Below are 22,587 nucleotides of genomic sequence, written 5' to 3'. Positions count from 1 at the left end.
AATATTAAATTTTGCTTGACATGAAGTTTCTATAGAAGTACAATGGATGATGCACTATTATGGTGTAGTGTGTCTTACTGTGCATTTTTATACTGTCTTGCAGGTAAGAGTCTTTATCAATATCAAAAAAACTTAAAGAACGGGGTGAATGTCAATGGAAAAAAACAGATTACATCCTACCGGCTCTGGTAAGAACATCCGAATGAGCTTCCAGCGCCAGAAGGAAGTCCTGGAGATGCCAAACCTGATTGAAGTTCAGAAGAATTCCTATCAGTGGTTTCTCGACGAAGGCTTGAAAGAAGTCTTTGACGATATCTCTCCTATTGAGGACTACAGTGGCAAACTCAGTCTGGAATTTGTTGATTTCAAGCTTTGTGAGGATGAGATTGACAAAAATAAGAATACGATTGAGAAGTGCAAGGAGAGAGATGCAACATTTGCTGCACCTTTAAAGGTAAAGGTTCGCCTTCACAACAAGGAAAAGAACGAATTTACGGAACATGAAATATTTATGGGCGACCTTCCTCTTATGACTGCGACGGGCACGTTCGTTATCAACGGAGCCGAGCGAGTTATAGTCAGTCAGTTGGTACGTTCCCCCGGTATCTACTACGATATCACATACGATAAGGTTGGAAAGGAACTTATAGCATGTACTGTTATTCCTAACAGAGGTGCATGGCTTGAGTATGAAACAGACTCCAACGACGTATTCTACGCGAGAGTTGACAGAACCAGAAAGGTTCCCGTAACAGTTCTTATCAGAGCTCTCGGAATAGGTACAAATGAAGAAATTCTCGAACTCTTTGGTGATGAGCCCAAGATTCAGGGAAGCTTTTCTAAGGACGCTTCATCAGATTATCAGAGCGGCCTTCTTGAACTGTACAGAAAAATCCGTCCCGGCGAGCCTCTTTCAGTAGAGAGTGCAGAGAGTCTTATCAATGCAATGTTCTTCGATTCAAGAAGATATGACCTTGCTAAGGTAGGAAGATATAAGTTTAATAAGAAACTTCATTTCAAGAACAGAATTAATGGTCATGTGCTTGCACAGGACGTAGTTGACGAGCTTACAGGTGAGATGATCGCATCTGCAGGTACTAAGGTTGACCGCGCACTTGCAACAGAGATCCAGAACTGTGCTATTCCTTATGTATACCTTCAGGAGGAAGAGCGCAATGTTAAGGTTCTTTCAAACATGATGGTTGATATTACACACTTCATTGAGTGCGACCCCGCTGAACTCGGAATCAATGAGGATGTTTATTATCCTGTTCTTAAAGAAATTCTTGATGAGTATACAGCAAAGAACGATCCCGAGGGCCTTGCTGAGACAATCAAGAAGCGTGTGCATGAGCTTGTTCCCAAGCACATTACAAGAGAAGACATCATTGCTTCTATCAACTATAACATCAACCTTGAATACGGTATCGGTAATGACGATGATATCGATCACTTGGGCAACAGACGTATCCGCTGCGTAGGTGAGCTTCTTCAGAATCAGTATCGTATCGGTCTTTCAAGACTTGAGAGAGTTGTTCGTGAGAGAATGACAACTCATGATACAGAGGAAGTTTCTCCTCAGATCCTTATCAACATTAAGCCTGTACAGGCAGCTGTTAAGGAATTCTTTGGTTCATCACAGCTTTCACAGTTCATGGACCAGAACAACCCTCTTGGTGAGCTTACACATAAGAGACGTCTTTCAGCTTTGGGACCCGGTGGTCTTTCAAGAGACAGAGCCGGATTCGAGGTTCGAGACGTACACTATACACACTATGGACGTATGTGCCCTATCGAGACACCTGAAGGACCTAACATCGGTCTTATCAACTCACTCGCAAGTTATGCAAGAGTTAATGATTATGGTTTCGTTGAGGCTCCATACCGTAAAGTAGACCAGTCAGATCCTGAAAATCCCAGAGTAACTGACGAGGTTGAATACCTTACAGCAGATGAAGAAGATAATTATCATGTAGCTCAGGCTAATACACCTCTTGACGAAAACGGATACTTTAAGAACAACACAGTTTCCGGTCGTTACAGAGAGGAGACATCAGCATATCCTAAGACTGCATTTGAGTACATGGACGTGTCTCCGAGAATGGTATTCTCAGTAGCTACAGCACTTATTCCTTTCCTTGAGAACGACGATGCTAACCGTGCTCTCATGGGATCAAACATGCAGCGTCAGGCGGTGCCGCTTCTTACAACAGAAGCTCCTGCAGTAGGAACAGGAATGGAGCGTAAGGCAGCTGTTGACTCAGGTGTCTGCGTAGTCGCAAGAAAAGCCGGAACTGTTGACTTTGTTGACAGTAAGCTTATTCAGATGACATATGATGATGGAGAAAAAGAAGAATTCCATCTTATTAAGTTCCAGAGATCTAACCAGAGTAACTGCTACAACCAGAGACCTATCGTATTTAAGGGCGACCATGTTGAAGCAGGACAGGTTATTGCCGACGGTCCTTCAACTTCACAGGGAGAACTCGGACTCGGTAAGAACCCTCTTATCGGTTTCATGACTTGGGAAGGTTATAACTACGAGGATGCTGTTCTTCTTTCAGAGAGACTTGTACGTGACGATGTATTCACATCTGTACATATCGAAGAATATGAAGCAGAAGCTCGTGAGACCAAGCTTGGACCTGAAGAGATTACAAGAGACGTTCCCGGTGTCGGTGATGACGCACTCAAGGATCTTGATGATCGCGGAATTATCCGTATCGGTGCTGAGGTTCGTGCAGGTGATATCCTTGTGGGTAAGGTTACTCCTAAGGGAGAAACAGAGCTTACAGCTGAAGAGAGACTCCTTAGAGCAATCTTCGGTGAGAAGGCAAGAGAAGTAAGGGATACATCTCTTAAGGTTCCTCACGGTGAGTACGGTATCATCGTTGATGCGAAGGTATTTACAAGAGAGAACGGAGATGAGCTTTCACCCGGTGTTAACCAGGCAGTTCGTATCTATATAGCACAGAAGAGAAAGATTTCCGTAGGTGATAAGATGGCCGGACGTCACGGTAACAAGGGTGTCGTTTCCCGCGTACTTCCTATCGAGGATATGCCTTATCTTCCTAACGGCAGACCTCTCGACATCGTGCTTAACCCTCTCGGCGTTCCTTCCCGTATGAATATCGGACAGGTCCTCGAGATTCACCTTTCACTTGCTGCTAAGGCACTTGGATTTAACATCGCAACACCTATTTTCGACGGTGCTAACGAGATAGATATTCAGAATACTCTTGAGATGGCTAACGATTACGTTAACAGCTCATGGGAAGACTTTGAAGCTAAGTACAAAGATATTGTTGTTCCTGAGATCATGGATTACTTATATGAGAACAGGGATCACAGAGAGCTTTGGAAGGGTGTTCCGATCAGATCGGACGGAAAAGTTCAGCTTCGTGACGGTAGAACAGGTCAGAAGTTCGACAGCCCGACAACAATCGGACACATGCATTACCTTAAGCTCCATCACCTGGTTGACGATAAGATCCATGCTCGTTCAACAGGTCCTTACTCACTTGTTACACAGCAGCCTCTGGGTGGTAAAGCTCAGTTCGGTGGACAGCGTTTCGGTGAGATGGAAGTTTGGGCGCTGGAAGCATACGGTGCTGCATACACATTGCAGGAGATTCTTACAGTTAAGTCTGATGATGTTGTAGGACGTGTTAAGACATATGAAGCTATTATCAAGGGTGACAATATTCCTGAACCCGGAGTACCTGAGTCATTCAAGGTTCTCTTGAAGGAGCTTCAGTCACTCGGACTTGACATCAAAGTTCTTCGCGAAGACAACACAGAAGTTGAAATCAAAGAGAGCGTTGATTATACAGATTCTGATTATCGCACAGAGATCGAAGGCGATAACGCAGGTCGTGACTATGGACAGGAATCATTTGAGGCAAACGGATATACACAGCAGCGTTTCGATGAAAGTGGTGAACTTGTATCGGAAGTTGAGGATTCCGGAAACTTTGATTCAGATGACAGTTTTGATGATTTTGGCGATGCATCTGATGACGAGTGATTTGCAGTAACTAACAAAGCAAAGAAAAGAGGTTACGAATGTCTGATTCAACAATGAATAAAGCAATAAATGAGGCTTCAAGTGGAAGAACAACCCAGCAGCAGACCTATCAGCCGATGACTTTCGACTCAATCAAGATTGGTCTTGCTTCTCCTGAGAAGATCAGAAGCTGGGCTCATAGAATTGATAACGATCCCAAGAGCGGAGAAGTTACCAAGCCTGAAACAATTAACTACAGAACATTAAAGCCTGAAAGAGACGGTCTGTTCTGTGAAAGAATTTTTGGACCTACCAAGGATTGGGAATGTCACTGCGGTAAGTACAAGAAGATTAGATATAAGGGTGTTGTCTGCGACCGTTGTGGCGTAGAGATCACAAAGAGCAGTGTACGTCGTGAAAGAATGGGATACATCGAGCTTGCAGCTCCTGTATCACATATCTGGTACTTCAAGGGTATCCCCAGCAGAATGGGACTTATTCTTGATCTTTCACCCCGTGTACTTGAGAAGGTATTGTACTTTGCTTCTTACATAGTGCTTGATCCCGGTGAGACAACACTTGAGTACAAGCAGGTACTTTCAGAGAAAGAATATCAGGATGCGAGAGAGGAGTGGGGCCCTAAGTTCCGTGCAGGAATGGGTGCCGAGGCTATAAAAGAGCTTCTCCTTGATATCGATCTTGAAAAAGAGTATCAGGAGCTTAAGGAAGGCCTTGATACTTCCAGCGGACAGAAGAGAACAAGAATCATCAAGCGTCTCGAGGTTGTAGAAGCCTTCAGAGAGTCAGGAAACCTTCCTGCATGGATGATCATGGATTGCATTCCTGTAATCCCTCCGGATCTTCGTCCCATGGTACAGCTTGACGGTGGACGTTTTGCTACATCAGATCTTAACGATCTTTACAGAAGAATTATTAACAGAAACAACAGACTTAAGAGACTTCTTGATCTCGGTGCACCTGATATCATCGTTCGCAACGAGAAGAGAATGCTTCAGGAAGCTGTTGATGCCCTCATCGATAACGGAAGAAGAGGAAGACCTGTTACAGGACCCGGAAACAGAGCGCTTAAGTCACTTTCAGATATGCTTAAGGGTAAGTCCGGAAGATTCCGTCAGAACCTCCTCGGTAAGCGTGTTGACTATTCAGGACGTTCAGTTATTGTAGTAGGACCTGAACTTAAGATTTATCAGTGTGGACTTCCTAAGGAAATGGCTATCGAGCTTTTCAAGCCTTTCGTTATGAAAGAACTTGTTTCCAGAGGAATTTCACAGAACATAAAGAATGCCAAGAAGCTTGTTGAGAGACTTGATGAGCAGGTATGGGATGTACTTGAGGATGTTATCAAAGAGCACCCCGTTATGCTTAACCGTGCTCCCACACTTCACAGACTTGGTATTCAGGCTTTCGAGCCTATCCTTGTAGAAGGTAAGGCTATTAAGCTTCATCCTCTTGTATGTACACCTTTCAACGCCGACTTCGACGGTGACCAGATGGCTGTACACCTTCCTCTTTCAGTAGAGGCACAGGCTGAGTGTAGATTCCTTATGCTCTCACCTAATAACTTGCTTAAGCCTTCAGATGGTGGCCCTGTAAACGTTCCTACACAGGATATGGTACTTGGTATCTACTATCTTACACAGGAAAGACCCGGTGCTATGGGTGAAGGCAAGTTCTTCAAGAGCGTAGACGAAGCAATTCTTGCTTATGAGAACGGATACTGCACATTGCAGACCAGAATCAAGATCAGGATGGAGAGAAATAAGCCTGACGGAACAGTTGAGAGTGGAATCGTAGAGTCAACTCTCGGAAGATTCCTCTTTAACGAGATCATTCCTCAGGATCTTGGATTTGTAGACAGAAGCAATCCTGAGAATGCATTTAAGCTTGAAGTAGATTTCATGGTTGGTAAGAAGCAGCTTAAGCAGATTGTTACCGCTATGATCAATACACACGGAACATTCGCGACAGCAGAGGTTCTTGATAATATCAAGGCTACAGGTTATCACTACTCAACAAGAGCAGCTATGACCGTTTCAATCGCTGATATGACTGTGCCTCCGCAGAAGCAGCAGATGCTTGATGAAGCACAGGCTACAGTTGATAAGATCGCAACAAACTATCGTCGTGGTCTTATCACTGATGAAGAGCGTTATCGTGCAGTTGTTGATACTTGGATGGAGACCGATAAGGAACTTACAGATGTGCTTCTTGCAGGTCTTGATAAGTACAACAATATCTACATGATGGCTGACTCAGGTGCCCGTGGTAGTAACCAGCAGATCAAGCAGCTCGCAGGTATGCGTGGACTTATGGCTGATACAACAGGTCGTACTATCGAGCTTCCTATCAAGTCAAACTTCCGTGAAGGTCTTGACGTTTTGGAATACTTTATGTCAGCTCACGGTGCTCGTAAGGGTCTGTCAGATACAGCTCTTAGAACAGCCGATTCAGGATACCTTACACGTCGAATGGTTGACGTATCACAGGAACTTATTATTCGTGACATTGACTGCTGCGCCGATAAGGATGTTATCCCCGGAATGACAGTTAAGGCATTCATGGATGGTAAGGAGACAATTGAGCCTTTGAAGGACAGAATCACAGGAAGATATTCATGTGAGACTATCAAGGACAAGGACGGAAACGTAATCGTTAAGAAGAATCATATGATTACTCCTTCCCGTGCCGCTAAGATCCTTTCAGTAGGTGTTAATGCTAAGGGACAGCCTGTTGAGGCAGTTAAGATCCGTACAATCCTTACTTGCCGTTCACACAACGGAATCTGTGCTAAGTGCTACGGTGCTAACATGGCAACAGGTGAGGCAGTACAGGTTGGTGAGGCAGTTGGTATCATAGCTGCTCAGTCAATCGGTGAGCCCGGTACACAGCTTACCATGAGAACATTCCATACAGGTGGTGTTGCCGGTGGCGATATCACACAGGGTCTTCCCCGTGTAGAGGAGTTGTTCGAGGCAAGAAAGCCTAAGGGACTTGCAATCATCTCAGAACTTGACGGAAGAGCTGAGATCAGAGATACAAAGAAGAAGCGTGAAGTTATCGTAACAAATGATGAGACCGGCGAGTCAAAAGCTTACCTCATCCCTTACGGATCACGTATCAAGGTTCAGGACGGAACAACAATTGAAGCCGGTGATGAACTTACTGAAGGTTCAGTTAACCCTCACGATCTTCTTAAGATCAAGGGAATTCGTGCAGTACAGGATTACCTCTTAAGAGAGGTTCAGAGAGTTTACCGCTTACAGGGTGTTGATATCTGCGATAAGCATATCGAGGTTATCGTTCGTCAGATGCTCAAGAAGGTAAGAATCGACGAGAGCGGAGATACAGATTTCCTTCCCGGAACACTTGTAGATGTGCTTGACTTTGAGGACAGCAATGAAGCACTTATATCTGAAGGAAAGAGACCTGCAGAGGGCAAGCAGGTAATACTTGGTATTACAAAGGCAGCTCTTGCAACAAACTCATTCTTGTCAGCTGCTTCCTTCCAGGAAACAACTAAGGTTCTTACGGATGCTGCTATCAAAGGAAAGGTTGATCCACTTATCGGACTTAAAGAGAACGTTATTATCGGTAAGTTGATCCCTGCAGGTACAGGTATGAAGAGATATAGAAATACTCCTCTTAATACCGACGCAAACTTTGCAGATTCTGAGAAGCTCATTCTTAAGAAAAAGAAGAGAGATTTAGATGACGAAGTAATTGTCAATGATGATGATTTCGACGAGGAAGTTTCTGTATCCGAAGACGAATAATAAAAAAGTTGACATTATTTTGATTTATACTTATACTTTATAATTGCGTGTACTTTCAAAGGGGTGATTTTTTACCCCTTTGTTGTATGCATATATGTTTTACATCAAAACAGGAGGTGAAAGGAATGCCAACATTTAACCAGTTAGTTAGAAAGGGTCGTCAGACATCTGTTAAGAAGTCTACAGCACCTGCGTTGCAGAAGGGTTTTAACTCTCTTCATAAGAAAGCAACTGCAACAGCTTCTCCTCAGAAGCGTGGTGTTTGCACAGCAGTTAAGACAGCAACCCCTAAGAAGCCTAACTCTGCTCTGAGAAAAATCGCCAGAGTACGTCTTTCTAACGGTATCGAGGTAACAAGCTACATTCCCGGAGAAGGTCACAACCTTCAGGAGCATAGCGTAGTTCTCATCCGTGGTGGAAGAGTTAAGGATCTGCCTGGTACAAGGTATCACATCATCAGAGGTACTCTTGATACTGCAGGCGTAGCCGACAGAAAACAGGCTCGTTCTAAGTATGGCGCTAAGAGACCTAAGGCTGCCAAGTAATTTATTAATTGATCTAATTTTTTAAGTGTTGGGATTCTATTCTGTATAGATATAGTAGTAACACGCCTGTATTACGGGCAGTATTATTGTTCTAAAGTTAGAAAACCGCACGTACACTAAATTAGTGAGTACCGATGATTTATAGTAAGCAGTGAAGATATTTCTTCACTAGCGATTCTAAAGGAGGGAAGAACCGTGCCGCGTAAAGGACATATTGTAAAACGTGACGTATTAGCAGATCCTTTATACGATAACAAGGTTGTTACTAAGCTTGTTAATCAGGTAATGCTTGATGGTAAAAAGGGTGTTGCTCAGAAGATCGTATATGGTGCATTTGCACAGGTAGAAGAGAAGGGTGGAAAGCCCGCTCTTGAAATTTTCGAGGGAGCAATGAATAACATCATGCCCGCACTCGAGGTTAAGGCTAGACGTATTGGTGGTGCTACTTACCAGGTTCCTATCGAGGTTAGACCCGATAGACGTCAGGCGCTTGCACTTCGTTGGCTTGTCACATTTTCACGTGCAAGAGGCGAGAAGACTATGGTTGACAGACTCGCTTCAGAGATTATGGATGCATACAATAACACTGGTGCAGCTGTAAAGAGAAAAGAAGACATGCACAAGATGGCAGAAGCAAACAAGGCATTCTCACATTACAGATTCTAATCTGGTGAGATTTCAGATTTTTTAGGAGGAAGAACCTTTGGCTGATAGACAATACCCATTGGAGAGAACCAGGAACATCGGTATTATGGCGCATATCGACGCAGGTAAGACTACACTTACAGAGCGTATTCTTTACTATACCGGTGTAAATTATAAGATTGGTGAGACCTATGAAGGTACTGCTACCATGGACTGGATGGAACAGGAGCAGGAGAGAGGTATCACTATCACATCCGCAGCTACAACATGCCACTGGACACTTCAGGAAAACGGAAAGACTAAGCCCGGTGCTCTTGAGCATCGTATCAATATCATTGATACTCCCGGTCACGTAGACTTTACCGTTGAGGTTGAGCGTTCACTTAGAGTACTCGATGGCGCTGTAGGCGTATTCAGTGCTAAGGAAGGCGTTGAGCCTCAGTCTGAAAATGTTTGGCGTCAGGCTGATGGATTTAATGTTCCACGTATGGCATTCATCAACAAGATGGATATCATCGGAGCAGACTATTACGGAGCTGTAGAGCAGATTCGTAACAGACTTAAGAAAAATGCTATTATGATCGAAATCCCTATCGGAGCTGAGGATCAGTTCCAGGGTGTTATCGACCTTTTCGAGATGCAGGCATACATCTACAATGATGATAAGGGTGAGGATATCACAATCGGTGAGATTCCTGCAGACCTCAAGGATGATGCTGAGCTTTATCACAGCGAACTCGTTGAGAAGATCTGTGATCTTGATGAGGATCTTATGATGGAATACCTTGAGGGTAACGAGCCTTCTAAGGAAGCTCTTAAGGCTGCACTTCGTAAGGCAACTTGCGAATGTAAGGCTTTCCCTGTATGCTGCGGATCAGCACACAGAAACAGAGGTATTCAGAAACTTATTGACGCAGTTATCGAATTCATGCCTTCACCTGTTGATATCCCTGCTTGTAAGGGTACAGACATGGATGGCAATGAGATCGAGATTGAGTCAACAGACGATGGCCCGTTTGCAGCTCTTGCATTTAAGATTGTCAGCGATCCTTTCGTAGGAAAGCTTGCATTCTTCCGTGTATATCGTGGTACTGCAAACTCAGGTTCATACGTACTTAACAGCTCAAAAGATAATAAGGAACGTCTTGGACGTATTCTTCAGATGCACGCTAACAAGAGATCTGACCTTGATAAGGTATTCTCCGGTGATATCGCTGCAGCAGTTGGTCTTAAGAACACTGTAACAGGTGATACACTTTGCGATGAGAAGAATCCTGTTATCCTTGAGTCTATGGAATTCCCTGATCCCGTTATCGAGCTTGCTATCGAGCCTAAGACTAAGGCCGGCCAGCAGAAGCTTGATGAGGCTCTTCAGAAGCTTGCTGAAGAAGATCCTACATTCAGAGCTCATACAAACTCTGAGACAGGTCAGACAATTATTGCCGGAATGGGTGAGCTTCACCTTGATATCATCGTAGACAGACTTCTTCGTGAGTATAAAGTTGAGGCTAACGTTGGTGCACCTCAGGTTGCTTACAGAGAGGCTCTTACAAAGGCTGTTGATATCGAGTCTAAGTATGCTAAGCAGTCCGGTGGACGTGGTCAGTACGGACACTGTAAAGTTCGTTTCGAGCCCATGGATGCCAACGGAGATAACCTTTACCAGTTTGATAGCGAAGTTGTCGGTGGTGCTATTCCTAAGGAATTCATCCAGCCTATCAGCGAAGGTATCGAAGAGGCTATGAAGGCCGGAACACTTGGTGGATATCCTGTTGTAGGTGTACATGCTACTGTATACGACGGATCATATCACGAAGTCGATTCATCAGAAATGGCATTCCACATTGCCGGATCAATGGCGTTCAAGGATGCTATGGCTAAGGGATCACCTGTACTTCTTGAGCCTATCATGAAGGTTGAAGTTACAATGCCTGAAGAGTACATGGGAGATGTTATCGGTGACGTTAACTCTCGTCGTGGACGTGTAGAAGGAATGGATGATCTTGGCGGCGGAAAGATCGTAAGAGCTTATGTTCCTCTTGCTGAGATGTTCGGATACGCTACAGATCTTCGTTCAAGAACACAGGGTCGTGGTAACTACTCAATGTTCTTTGAAAAATATGAGCCCGTTCCGAAGAACGTTCAGGAGAAAGTTCTTTCGAATAAGGGAAAATAAATATTGATTAAACGCTAAAGTTTGGCTATAATCGATATAGTATGTGAAATTATGTATGTAAATGTTACTCTTAACATTTAACCTTAAGGAGGATATTTAGAAATGGCAAAAGCTAAATTTGACAGAAGCAAACCGCACGTTAACATTGGAACAATCGGACACGTTGACCATGGTAAGACAACACTTACAGCTGCAATCACAGCAGTACTTGCTGATAGAGGATTCAGCCCTGCAGTAGCATTCGATCAGATCGATAAGGCTCCTGAAGAGAAAGAGCGTGGAATCACAATCAACTCAGCTCATATCGAGTATGAGACAGAGAAGAGACACTATGCTCACGTTGACTGCCCTGGCCACGCTGACTATGTAAAGAACATGATCACAGGTGCAGCTCAGATGGATGGATCAATCCTTGTTGTTGCTGCTACTGACGGTGTTATGGCTCAGACAAAGGAGCACGTTCTTCTTGCTCGTCAGGTAGGTGTTCCTTACATCATCGTATTCATGAACAAGTGCGATATGGTTGATGATGAAGAGCTCCTTGACCTCGTAGAGATGGAGATCAGAGACCTTCTTACAGAGTATGAGTTCCCTGGAGATGATACACCTATCATCCGTGGATCAGCTCTTAAGGCTCTTGAGGATCCTAAGAGCGAGTGGGGCGACAAGATCATCGAGCTCATGAACACAGTTGATGAGTATATCCCTGAACCTACTCGTGAGACAGATAAGCCTTTCCTTATGCCTGTTGAGGACGTATTCACAATCACAGGACGTGGAACAGTTGCTACTGGTAGAGTAGAGAGAGGTGCTCTTAACCTCAACGACGAAATCGAAATCGTTGGTATCAAGGAAGAGACATCTAAGTCTGTTGTAACAGGTATCGAGATGTTCCGTAAGACAATGGATTACTGCGAAGCTGGTGACAACGTTGGTCTTCTTCTTCGTGGTGTTGACCGTGATGGAATCCAGAGAGGTCAGGTTATCACAAAGCCCGGCACAGTAACTTGCCACACAAAGTTCACTGCTGAGGTTTACGTTCTTACAAAGGACGAGGGTGGCCGTCATACACCTTTCTTCACAAACTACAGACCTCAGTTCTACTTCAGAACAACTGACGTTACAGGTGTCTGCAACCTTCCCGATGGTGTTGAGATGTGCATGCCTGGTGACCACGTAACAATGTCAATCGAGCTTATTCACCCTATCGCTATGGAGCAGGGTCTTAAGTTCGCTATCAGAGAAGGTGGACGTACAGTTGGATCAGGTAAGGTTGCTACAATCGTTGAGTAATCTTAACAAATCTAGATTTTATGCAGCTTCCAGAGTTTCTCTGGAAGCTGTTTTTTTGTATAGTTTTTTGATTGACTATCATGACTGGAATATGTATTATGATGGTAGAAGGAAACTTCTTGAGAAGCACACTCATAAAAATGCTTTATTTGCCTGTGAATCGGAATCCGCGATGGGAGGCGGTGAACGTGAAGATTTACCAAGAACACTTCGGTGTTCTTTTTTCGTACAATAAAAGAACGTATTTGAGCATAATTGGGGGAAGTAAATCACTATGCGCATTATTATTTGTGGACTAAATGGAGCAGGAAAAAGTACTTTGGGGAAAGCATTGGCAGGACGGCTTAATTATGAATTCAGAGATATAGAAGATTATTATTTTCCTAAGATAGATGATAAATATGAATACAGTATTCAGAGAACAGATGAAGAAGTAGCAGCTCTGTTGTTAAAGGACTTGGAAGAGAATGATGATGTTGTTCTTGCTTCAGTTCGTGGAAATTACAGTAAGCAGATAGAAAAACTATTTGATCTGGCAGTATACATAGATATACCAAAAGAAATAAGAATGGCAAGAGTAAGAAAACGTTCCAATGATAAGTTTGGAAATCGCATGCTACCTGGAGGAGATCTGTACGAGAGTGAAGAACGTTTCTTTAAAATGGTGGAGGCCAGGTCTGATGATCATGCTAAGAAATGGCTAATTGATTTATCTTGTCCTGTGATTTATATAGATGGACGTGCTGAAACGGAAAACAATGTCACAATGCTTGTTCAAAATTACTTGGGGAAGAGACTATATGTTAAGACTTGAGAAGATAAATGGTAAAAATGTTTGGGATATATTAAAACTATCTTTTAATGAAGACCAGAGAGAATTCGTCGCTTCTAATGAGGTTAGTATCATTGAGGCTTACACGACTATTACCAATAATGGTTATGCATTTCCATTTGGGATTTATGATGATGATACACTTGTGGGTTTTGAAACTACAGTGATAAAAAACAGAGGATGAATAATGAACAATGAATCATTTAATTCAAAAAGAATTGCCGAGGGGTACGCAAAAAGACCTTGGTTACATAAAGGTGTAATTGACAGGTTTAGAAAAGATTGTGATTTGCCCGAAGATTATATGTTCAGTAATGGACTTGATGTTGGCTGTGGTGCAGGGCTGTCAACTAAAGCGCTGAAGCTTATATGCAGGCATGTGACAGGTACAGATATTGCAGAATCAATGGTAGAGGTCTGCAATGAATTATATGGATCAGACGAAGCCTATAGTTTTTATACTGCCAAAGCAGAAGATACTTTGATACCTGATGAAAAGTATGAGGTGGTATCAGCAGCAGGGATGGTCAATTGGGTTGATGAAAAGAAATTTATGGAAAATCTCATCAAAGTGACCAAAGATGAGTGTTTTATTATAATTTATGATTTCTGGATTACAGATAAAATGAAGAATGTTCCCGAATATACAAGTTGGTATCAGGATGAGTATTTGAAACGATTCCCTAAGCCGCCGCGTAAAGAGAATATTTGGACGGATGCAGACTTAATAAGTGGCCTGAAAATGTATAAGCAGATCAATTATGAACTCATTCATTCTTTTAGTTTGGACGACTTTATAGACTTTATGATGATACAATCCAACGTTAATGCCAAGATTGAAAGTGGTGAGATGGCTGAATCGCAGGTTAGAAGCTGGATGAAGGATACTTTATCTCCGATTTTTAAAGATAAGGAGCAAGAACTAGTTTTCGATGGCTATACTTGGTATATAAAAAGATAATACATGAGATATGTGCGAACAGAAACTATGTAAAATCAAGGCTTTTTAAATAGATATAATTAACGTTAAGCCGTGAGGGTGGACGTACAGTTGGATCATGTAAGGTTGCTACAATCGTTGAGTAATTCTTATCGGATTGCATAAACACTGATTTTTTAAAGAGCTTGGAAAGAGCTTGCACTTTTCCAAGCTCTTTTTTATTCTTACATAGGAGGATTCCATAAGCGAATCCACAACTTTTGAAATTGAAGTAGAAATAAAAGGAAAGAACAATGAGTAAGAGAATACTTATAATCAACACAGGCGGAACATTATCTTCGGTTATGAAGAAGAACGGCCTTATACCGGGCTTGTCAATCTATGATATGCAGAAAGAGCTGAAGATGGTTTCGGGGGATACGGATATTGAGATAGAAGATTTCTGCTCTTTGGACAGTGCAAATATTTTTCCGGATGACTGGTCGGCACTTGCGCAGCGCATCAGCGAATGCAGGAATGACTATGACGGAATAGTTGTGATACATGGAACGGATACGCTTGCATATACGTCTTCGATGCTTTCTTTTATGCTGAGAAACATCGCAATTCCTGTTGTTATCACGGGATCGCAGTTATCAATAACAAATCCCGTTGCAGATGCCATGGAGAACTGCAGATGTGCGATACATATGGCAGCAAGCAATATTCCCGGAGTGTTTGTTGCGTTCAACAGAAAAGTCATGCTTGGATGCAGGGCGTCCAAAGTAAGGGCACTTAGTTTTGATGCTTTTGAGAGTATCAATTACCCCAATATTGCGACGATAAGTTCTCTCGGAATGAAGATTGATACTTCAGCCGTGCCTGAAAGGACAGGTATTTTCACTCTTTCAAACAACTACTCTGATAAAGTATGCATGGTTAAGATGTTCCCAGGCATGCATAGAAGCTTTATAGAATCAATTGCCGACCAGGGATATAAAGGGCTATATATTGAAGGTTACGGAATCGGAGGAATGCCGTTCTTAAAGCATGACTTCATAGGGACGCTTGATAAGCTCATTTCAGGCGGAATGGCGGTTGTTGTAGGTACGCAGTGCAGATATGAAGGCACCAAGATGGATGTATATGAGACGGGCAAAAGAACTCTCGCTATCGGAGCGATGGAAGCCCATGACATGACAGCAGAGGCGGCGCTTACAAAGCTCATGTGGATACTTGGAATAACAGATAATCTCTCGGAGATACGTGATTATTATTCCATAAACATGATCGGGGAAATGACTGTAAGAAAATGATAAAATGTTAATATGTGATAAAAAACATTGAGCATAACGGAAGGATTACGAGGTTAGATGGGAGACAGTATTAAGATCATTCCGCTTGGCGGATTCGACAAGATCGGTATGAATATGACTCTTATAGAGTCTTCAGACAGCATTATCGCAATTGACTGCGGGACGTCTTTTCCACCCAACAATCTGCCCGGCGTTGCGGCGATAATACCTGATATAAGCTATATTAAAGAGAATATCGATAGATTTAAGGGGATAATCCTTACACACGGGCATGAGGACCATATAGGAGCTCTTCCGTACATTTTTGACGGAATCAACGTGCCCGTTTACGGAACTCCGCTTACCATCGCGATGGTGGAAAAGAAATTTCAGGATTTCGGGATAAAAAAAATCAGGACAAAGGCAATAAAATTCGGAAGCACCATAGTTGTCGGCAATTTTAAGATTGAATTTATAAGAGGCAATCACAGCATACCCGATTCAGCCATGCTCGCGATCTATACCTCTCAGGGAATAATATTTGATACAGGCGATTTCAAATTTGACATGTCCCCTGTAATGAGCAAAACTGCAGATCTTGCGAGACTTTCCGCACTCGGAACAAAAGGCGTGCTTGCAGTTTTGTCTGACAGTACAAACGCCATGCATAGCGGTTTTTCTCGGTCGGAGAGATATGTCAACGAACAGCTCGATAGATTCATGAACATGTATCGTGAGAACAGGCTTATCATCGTGACATTTGCGACTAACATGGACAGAATCCAGCAGATAATAAAGCTTGGGCAAAAATACGGGCGAAAGATCGCACTTGAGGGCGACCTTCTTCTCGATGTCTTTTCATCGGCGCGAAAACTTGGATATATTGAAATCTCTGACGATATGCTCGTTGAAAACGATATGCTTGATGAGTATAAGGATGAGGAACTTATTTTCCTCACGACGGGTAATCACGGAGAATCTGTAAAGTGTATCGCCGAGATTGCCGCAGGAAACAATCCAGTCATCAGGATAAAGAAAAATGACGTGGTCCTGTTCAGCTCAGTCACGATTCATGGTAGTGAGCTGGAATTTAGCCAAACAATAAACAGCCTCGAGGAGCATGGGGCAAAGATAGAATTTCAGGATCTTCACGCTACGGGACACGCTTGCGCCGAAGAACTCAAGTTACTGTTTATCATGCTTCGCCCAAAGTTCGTGATCCCTGCGCACGGAGAGTACAGATACAGAAGAGAAGCAAAGAAAATTGCGACAGAAGTAGGCATTCCGGCTGAAAATGTCTTTCTCATAAAGAACGGCGATATAGTCGAACTAACGGAAAATACCTGCAGTGCTGCCGGTAAGATCACCTTAAGCGAGATACTTATTGACGGACGGGAAAAGAGCAAGATTGATAATAACGTTATTCGTGACAGAGTGCTATTATCCGAGTCGGGCGTTGTCATAATCGAGATCTGCATTGATAAGAAGACAGGACGATGCGTATCAGACTTAAATATCAGGTGCAGAGGCTTTCTTGACGAAGAGAAATTTAATGAGATCTCAGATGAGCTAAAAGACCTTTCAATGAAAGAAATATCAAGGCTTTTGGGGCAGGGGGTAAGAGATGATCGCATCAGTAAAGGCGTTACCTCGGTTGCGGAAAATTTTATTAAATTCAAGTCCGGAAAAACACCAATAGTTATTGCTTTTGTAACAAATACTGTGCTATAATTTGTGTATAAAATAGAATTTGTTACAATATATAGCTGAAAGGCAATGCTTTTATGAAGCGGTTTACGTCGGATTTTTATAGAATAACGAGTATTTCGCATCGTGAAAAGAAATTTATATATGTGACAGAATATGAAGAGGGGGGGCAGTCTATGCCTTATTTTTCGTATTCTGTCATTTTTTATTGCAATATTTAATATAAAAAGGCGGAGTTTATAATGTCCTTTTCCATAAGTACTTTTTTGTTTGTTACAATAATTTTCATATTTTTTTATTTGCTGAAAAGAGCCAGAGCATTAATTTTACTCGCTGCAAGTTTGGCGTTCATCTATCACCTTGGCATTAATTCCCTCATGTGGATTGTGTCGGTAACGGCGGTAGTTTACGGCATTGGCATTTTTGAAGACAAGCTCAAAGAAAAAAAGCACACCAAAGCGCTGAAGATAGTGACAATAGCGGGCGTTGTGCTGAGTGCAGTACTTCTTTTTACTCTAAAGAATGTAGCAAGATGGGGACAGCGTGACGACACGCTTATAAAGATCCTGATGCCGATTGGATTTTCGTACTACATATTCCAGGCAATATCCTACATCGTGGATGTGTATAAGGGAGAAGCTAAAGCGGAAAAGAACCCGATACATTTTGCGCTTTACATGTGCTATTTTCCGAAGTTTATCAGCGGACCGATTGAGAGATCCGATAACTTTTTACACCGGATAAAAGAGCTGCCTAACGTCAAAATGTTAGAGAACAAGCGCCTTTCGATTTCTTTCACGACCATCCTTTACGGATACTTCATGAAAGTGGTAGTGGCGGACAGGCTTGCTTTTTTCACAACAAGATTATTTAATGACTCGTCCAGATTTGGGGCGATGTGGCTGTTTTTTGGAATGCTCATGTATTCGATCCAGATATATTGCGACTTTGCGGGATACAGTGCGGTTGCGATAGGTGTGTCCAATCTCTTCGGAGTGGAGCTTACCGAGAACTTCCATGCACCGTACCTTTCGAAGAATATAAACGAATTCTGGAGGAGATGGCACATATCGCTTTCAAGATGGCTGCGAGACTATATCTATATACCGCTTGGAGGAAGCAGGAAGGGAAACGCGCGCAGGTTCCTTAACACAGCGATCGTATTTATCATATGTGGAATTTGGCATGGAGCAGATGCAAGTTTTCTTGCATGGGGACTGCTTCACGGCATCTATACAATGGCATTTGGAATAATTTCGGGGGTAAAGATAAAGAAGGCACAAGGAAAAGAACCGACAAAAGAGCCGGCATTTATCTCAAATATAGTCTCCGGAGTGATCACTTTTTTGCTTGTTTCTTTTGCATGGATCTTTTTCGGAGCGACAAATATGAGCAGTGCTCTCGGATATGTCGGAAGAATGCTGTCATTTACGCCGGGAGTCGACTCTTTCGCGGCACAGGCGGCCGATATAGGCGCATCGAGACGAGATATTATAATTCCAATCTACGGCTGCATAGTTCTTGCACTCGATCTTTTGATAGCAAGGAAAAACAAGAGAATCGGAAGAGCAATGGACAGCCTTCCGTGTGCACTGCGATATGTTGTTTTGTATGGAATGATCATGGCGCTTTTGCTGCTTGGGATATATGGACCGGGGTACAATGCGAGTAGCTTTATGTATGTAAGTTTTTAAAAAATGTGCGCAGAAAAAATTAGTTGGTGGGATTAGATGTTAAAGAGGTTTTATAACAATAGGTTCAGCATAATATTTGCGATCGTCACAATCCTTTCAATATGGTATTGGGATGGTGTTTTGAGTATAAAAAACGATGACGGGGTCATGCAGGCGGCGGCCCTTTATTATCAGCCGCGCAACACCGTTGATGTCGTTATGATGGGCTCAAGTCATGTACACTACGCGATAGATACGGGCAAGCTCTGGGACGACTATGGGATGGCGGCATACGATTACAGCGCTGCGGAACAGCCACTGTGGATCACATACCATTACCTTAAAGAAGTATGCAAGACGCAGAAGCCAAAGCTCGTTGTGCTCGATGTGTATTCGCCGGCACTTCAAAAAGACGATTACCAGTATAAGTGGATGCTTCCAAACGCTCTTGGAATGCGCTTTTCACTTAATAAAATGCAAATGTTAAAAGTGAGCGTTGAAAAAGAACATTTTTCCGAATACTTTCCGAGCTTTGCCGTTTACCACGGCAGACTCAACGGACTTACCAAGGACGATTTCACATATCCTATCAGGAAATTCACGTATCTTAGGAATTTCAAGGGCTTTAAGCCAATGACCAAGGTTACGCCACAGCTCAGACCGCAGATTACGCAAGAAAGCAGCGGCGGCCTGACCGAAAAGTCCGAGCTCTATCTTCGCAAGATAATCGACTATACCAAACAGAACGGCATAGAGCTGCACATGATAGTAACTCCGTACGTCATCACTGACGAGCAGGAACTTGTTTTTAACCGGTTAAAAGAAATTGCTCAGGAAAACGGAATCGGATTTACCAATGCAAACCATGACTACGACGCCATAGGCCTTGATTTTGAAAAAGACTTCATGGATGAATCACACCTTAATTACTACGGCGCCGAGAAATTTACAGAATATCTCGGAAAAGAGATTACAAGCAGATTTGATCTTCCCGACCACAGAGGCGAGAAGAGATACAAGTCATGGGATGCCAACAGCCGTGAGATAAAAAATAGCATAAACGCCGGATAAATAGGAAGTTTGTTTCAGTAAATCTGAGGCAAGCTTCTTTTTTCTTGACATATATCGGCAACCGATATAGTATGTAGATGAACGATATATATAGACTTACGATATATAGATGCACGATATAAGGAGGTCAATATGGCTGTAGATAAGTCCCTTCTGACAGGTAGTAGCACAATGTTGGTGCTAAAACTACTCTCGGAAAAAGATATGTATGGATATGAAATGATAGACACTTTAAGAAAAAAATCCCAGAACGTCTTTGAATTTAAGGCGGGCACTCTTTACCCCCTTCTCCATGGACTTGAGGAGAAAGGAATGCTCAAATCATATGAGCAGGACTACCTTGGTAAGACAAGGAAGTATTACAGCATTACCAAGGAAGGAAGGAAACTCTTAAAGAGTAAGACAGAGGAGTGGAAGGAATACTCCGGCGCAATTGTAAGCGTATTGGCTTACGGTGTTTAAGATATAGAAAAAGAGACGTACTAAGAATATTAAGGAGGAGCGAGAATCATGTCAGCATTAATTTCAATAATTGTGTTTGGCAATAGCATAGGTTTGTATCATTTGTTCTTGGTGGCTATTTTGTTGGTGTGGTTATGTGTGTTTTTCATTACGGGCGATGGTTACGATATGAGAAGCGACGTTCTTGCGAGCATTGCAGAAAACAGTAATGATAAACATGACAGAAAAGAAGAGAATATTATAGAGGATAATACAGAGAAATGCATCGACTGTAAAGATGATATTTCAGGGAAAAAACAGGAAACGGAACACGAAAGTGATAGGGAAAAGGTAGAGAAAAGAGCAGTCTGATATGGAAGAGTATATTAAGAAGTTACTTGAGCAAGTGAGGTTTCAAAAAGCTCACAAGGCAATCGGTGATGAACTTAGATCACATATTGAAGACCAGATAGAAACAAATATTTCGGAAGGAATGGACAGAGAGACAGCGGAGAAAATAGCTGTTGAAGACATGGGAGACCCGGTTGAAACGGGAATAGCGCTTGATAAAGTGCACAGACCGCAAGTTGCGTGGGGAGTCATAGTTGCAGCAATAGGTGTAGGACTTTTCGGAGCAATAATTCATTTCTTATTGGAGAAATTGCCATCGTCGTCCGACTGCGGAATTAACATAATCGGAAATATTACTTTAGATAATGCCGGTTACTACTTATACAACGTCGTATGCGGAATTGTCATAATGCTGGGGATGTATCTTATAGACTATACGATGGTTGCAAAGTATTCCAAGGTAGTAGCGGCTTTACTGTTGATTTCATACACAATAAAGAACTTTGCATTTTATAAAAGAATTGAGAATTTTGATCCGGAATATTGGAATCAGATTCCAAGTGTGTACACATCTATAGAGAGTTTCTTTAGCTGGTCGGGGCCATGTATTTTTTTACTTGTTCCGCTTTTTGCCGGAATACTCTATAAGTACAAGGGACAGAAATATAAAGGCCTGATAAAATCGCTTATCTGGATAATAGTTAGCGGCTTGGTTGCAACGGGAATAAACAATCAGGAATTTCGCGCACTTGTAATTGTGATCTGCTTACTTGTTGAGCTTACCATCGCTATAGAAAAAGAATGGATAAAAGTTCCAAAGGTACAGTCAATTACGGCGATATGGTTATTATTTACGGTGATTCCGATAGTTTTGATCAGATTCATGTATGACAACAAGATTTTAAGTTTGACTAAAATGAATTTTGTCAGATCACTCTTTGGCCCGGCTACTTCCAAAAGCAGAGCAAAAGAATTATTGAGTGGAGTAAAGACTTTTGGAAGCGGTTCTGTAAGCTATATGGGCGGAAAGATCACCGTATCGACATTAAATCTTATCAGTTCGCGGATAGGCAGTGGAAAATGCTATATGATAACCAAAGTTGCTGTAGTTTTTGGAGGAGCTTTGGCATTTGCAATTATCACAGTTGTTGCAGCTTTGATTGTTTTTGGATTTGTCAGCACAGCAAAGACAAAGAACCAGCTTGGAATGGTAATGGGAAGCGGATGCATGTTATGGCTTGCAATAAATGCAATCCTAAATATGTTTATAAGTTTTGGAATGTTGCCGGCGTATCAGTACACATCTTTTTTCCCATTCATATCAAACCATAAGGTAGTCGCATCATATGCCCTCCTTGGAATAATACTTAGCATATACAAATATAAAGATGCTTACCCGCAGCATATTGACATAACAATTCGAAGCAAAACAAAAGATCTCGAATCGTGAAATATAAGACAGAATATTTAAGGCACAATGGCAAATGGCACGATACAAGGAGGATAAAAAAATAATGGCTGAAGAAAAATCTCATTTAACTGATAACAACGAATCGTTGGTACTTAAATTACTTTCTGAAAAAGACATGTATGGATATGAGATGATAAGAACTCTAAGAAAGAGATCGGAGAACGTTTTTGAAAAGAAAGCCGGAATGCTTTATCCCCTTCTTCATGGTCTCGAAGGCGACGGGACGCTCAACTCATACGAGCAATACTGCCGCGGGAAGATGAGAAAGTATTATAGCATCGCTAAAGAGGAAAAAGGGGAAGAAGATTTAGGCTAGTGTACTGGCACGATGATAATTTGAGCAAAAATCACCGTGTCAGCACACTAAG

General features: G+C 42.4%; 17 protein-coding genes. All 17 read left to right on the top strand.

Annotation, left to right across the window (positions count from 1 at the left end):
- Positions 1 to 154: 154 nt before the first annotated feature.
- Positions 155 to 4,027, top strand: a complete 3,873-nt coding sequence (rpoB, locus tag CD00_RS0108970) for a DNA-directed RNA polymerase subunit beta (RefSeq protein WP_026655665.1) — start codon at positions 155 to 157, stop codon at positions 4,025 to 4,027.
- Positions 4,028 to 4,080: 53 nt separating this feature from the next.
- Complete coding sequence (gene rpoC / locus CD00_RS0108965) at positions 4,081 to 7,800, top strand: DNA-directed RNA polymerase subunit beta' (protein ID WP_051594286.1); 3,720 nt, start codon at positions 4,081 to 4,083, stop codon at positions 7,798 to 7,800.
- A 125-nt stretch (positions 7,801 to 7,925) separates the two neighbouring features.
- A complete protein-coding gene (rpsL, locus tag CD00_RS0108960) occupies positions 7,926 to 8,345 on the top strand; it encodes a 30S ribosomal protein S12 (RefSeq protein ID WP_026515647.1) in 420 nt (139 codons plus the stop codon).
- Positions 8,346 to 8,540: 195 nt separating this feature from the next.
- Positions 8,541 to 9,011 (top strand): 30S ribosomal protein S7, encoded by a 471-nt coding sequence (gene rpsG / locus CD00_RS0108955; RefSeq protein WP_026515646.1) that lies wholly within the window; start codon positions 8,541 to 8,543, stop codon positions 9,009 to 9,011.
- Positions 9,012 to 9,048: 37 nt separating this feature from the next.
- Positions 9,049 to 11,166: an elongation factor G gene (gene fusA / locus CD00_RS0108950; protein ID WP_026655663.1), complete on the top strand. Its 2,118-nt coding sequence runs from the start codon at positions 9,049 to 9,051 to the stop codon at positions 11,164 to 11,166.
- Between the two features lie 102 nt (positions 11,167 to 11,268).
- Positions 11,269 to 12,459 (top strand): elongation factor Tu, encoded by a 1,191-nt coding sequence (tuf, locus tag CD00_RS0108945; protein WP_026655662.1) that lies wholly within the window; start codon positions 11,269 to 11,271, stop codon positions 12,457 to 12,459.
- Positions 12,460 to 12,733: 274 nt separating this feature from the next.
- The gene (locus CD00_RS0108940) at positions 12,734 to 13,273 is read left to right on the top strand and encodes an AAA family ATPase (RefSeq protein ID WP_034462045.1); all 540 of its coding nucleotides are present in this window, start codon (positions 12,734 to 12,736) and stop codon (positions 13,271 to 13,273) included.
- Positions 13,260 to 13,475 carry a hypothetical protein gene (locus tag CD00_RS17810; protein ID WP_207640469.1) on the top strand — a complete coding sequence of 72 codons (216 nt, stop codon included), beginning with the start codon at positions 13,260 to 13,262 and terminating at the stop codon, positions 13,473 to 13,475. The genes CD00_RS0108940 and CD00_RS17810 overlap by 14 nt, the downstream gene beginning before the upstream one ends.
- A gap of 3 nt (positions 13,476 to 13,478) precedes the next feature.
- Positions 13,479 to 14,252, top strand: coding sequence for a class I SAM-dependent methyltransferase (locus CD00_RS19285; protein WP_051594136.1), 774 nt, complete (start codon positions 13,479 to 13,481; stop codon positions 14,250 to 14,252).
- A gap of 272 nt (positions 14,253 to 14,524) precedes the next feature.
- Positions 14,525 to 15,526, top strand: coding sequence for an asparaginase (locus CD00_RS0108930; protein ID WP_026655659.1), 1,002 nt, complete (start codon positions 14,525 to 14,527; stop codon positions 15,524 to 15,526).
- A gap of 57 nt (positions 15,527 to 15,583) precedes the next feature.
- Positions 15,584 to 17,236: a ribonuclease J gene (locus CD00_RS0108925; protein ID WP_026655658.1), complete on the top strand. Its 1,653-nt coding sequence runs from the start codon at positions 15,584 to 15,586 to the stop codon at positions 17,234 to 17,236.
- Between the two features lie 275 nt (positions 17,237 to 17,511).
- Positions 17,512 to 18,906, top strand: a complete 1,395-nt coding sequence (locus CD00_RS0108920; protein ID WP_207640468.1) for an MBOAT family O-acyltransferase — start codon at positions 17,512 to 17,514, stop codon at positions 18,904 to 18,906.
- A 36-nt stretch (positions 18,907 to 18,942) separates the two neighbouring features.
- Complete coding sequence (locus tag CD00_RS0108915; protein WP_026655656.1) at positions 18,943 to 19,956, top strand: hypothetical protein; 1,014 nt, start codon at positions 18,943 to 18,945, stop codon at positions 19,954 to 19,956.
- Between the two features lie 132 nt (positions 19,957 to 20,088).
- Positions 20,089 to 20,418, top strand: a complete 330-nt coding sequence (locus CD00_RS0108910) for a PadR family transcriptional regulator (RefSeq protein ID WP_026655655.1) — start codon at positions 20,089 to 20,091, stop codon at positions 20,416 to 20,418.
- A gap of 48 nt (positions 20,419 to 20,466) precedes the next feature.
- A complete protein-coding gene (locus tag CD00_RS0108905) occupies positions 20,467 to 20,769 on the top strand; it encodes a hypothetical protein (RefSeq protein ID WP_026655654.1) in 303 nt (100 codons plus the stop codon).
- Between the two features lies 1 nt (position 20,770).
- Complete coding sequence (locus CD00_RS0108900) at positions 20,771 to 22,198, top strand: permease prefix domain 1-containing protein (protein ID WP_026655652.1); 1,428 nt, start codon at positions 20,771 to 20,773, stop codon at positions 22,196 to 22,198.
- A gap of 64 nt (positions 22,199 to 22,262) precedes the next feature.
- A complete protein-coding gene (locus tag CD00_RS17805; protein WP_051594135.1) occupies positions 22,263 to 22,535 on the top strand; it encodes a PadR family transcriptional regulator in 273 nt (90 codons plus the stop codon).
- The last annotated feature ends 52 nt before the right edge of the window (positions 22,536 to 22,587 follow it).

Origin of the sequence: Butyrivibrio sp. AE3003 (assembly GCF_000686065.1) — a bacterium.
GTDB lineage: Bacteria > Bacillota > Clostridia > Lachnospirales > Lachnospiraceae > Butyrivibrio > Butyrivibrio hungatei_A.
The sequence above is the reverse complement of the archived record's forward strand: the minus strand, read 5'-3'. Positions and strand labels throughout refer to the sequence as shown.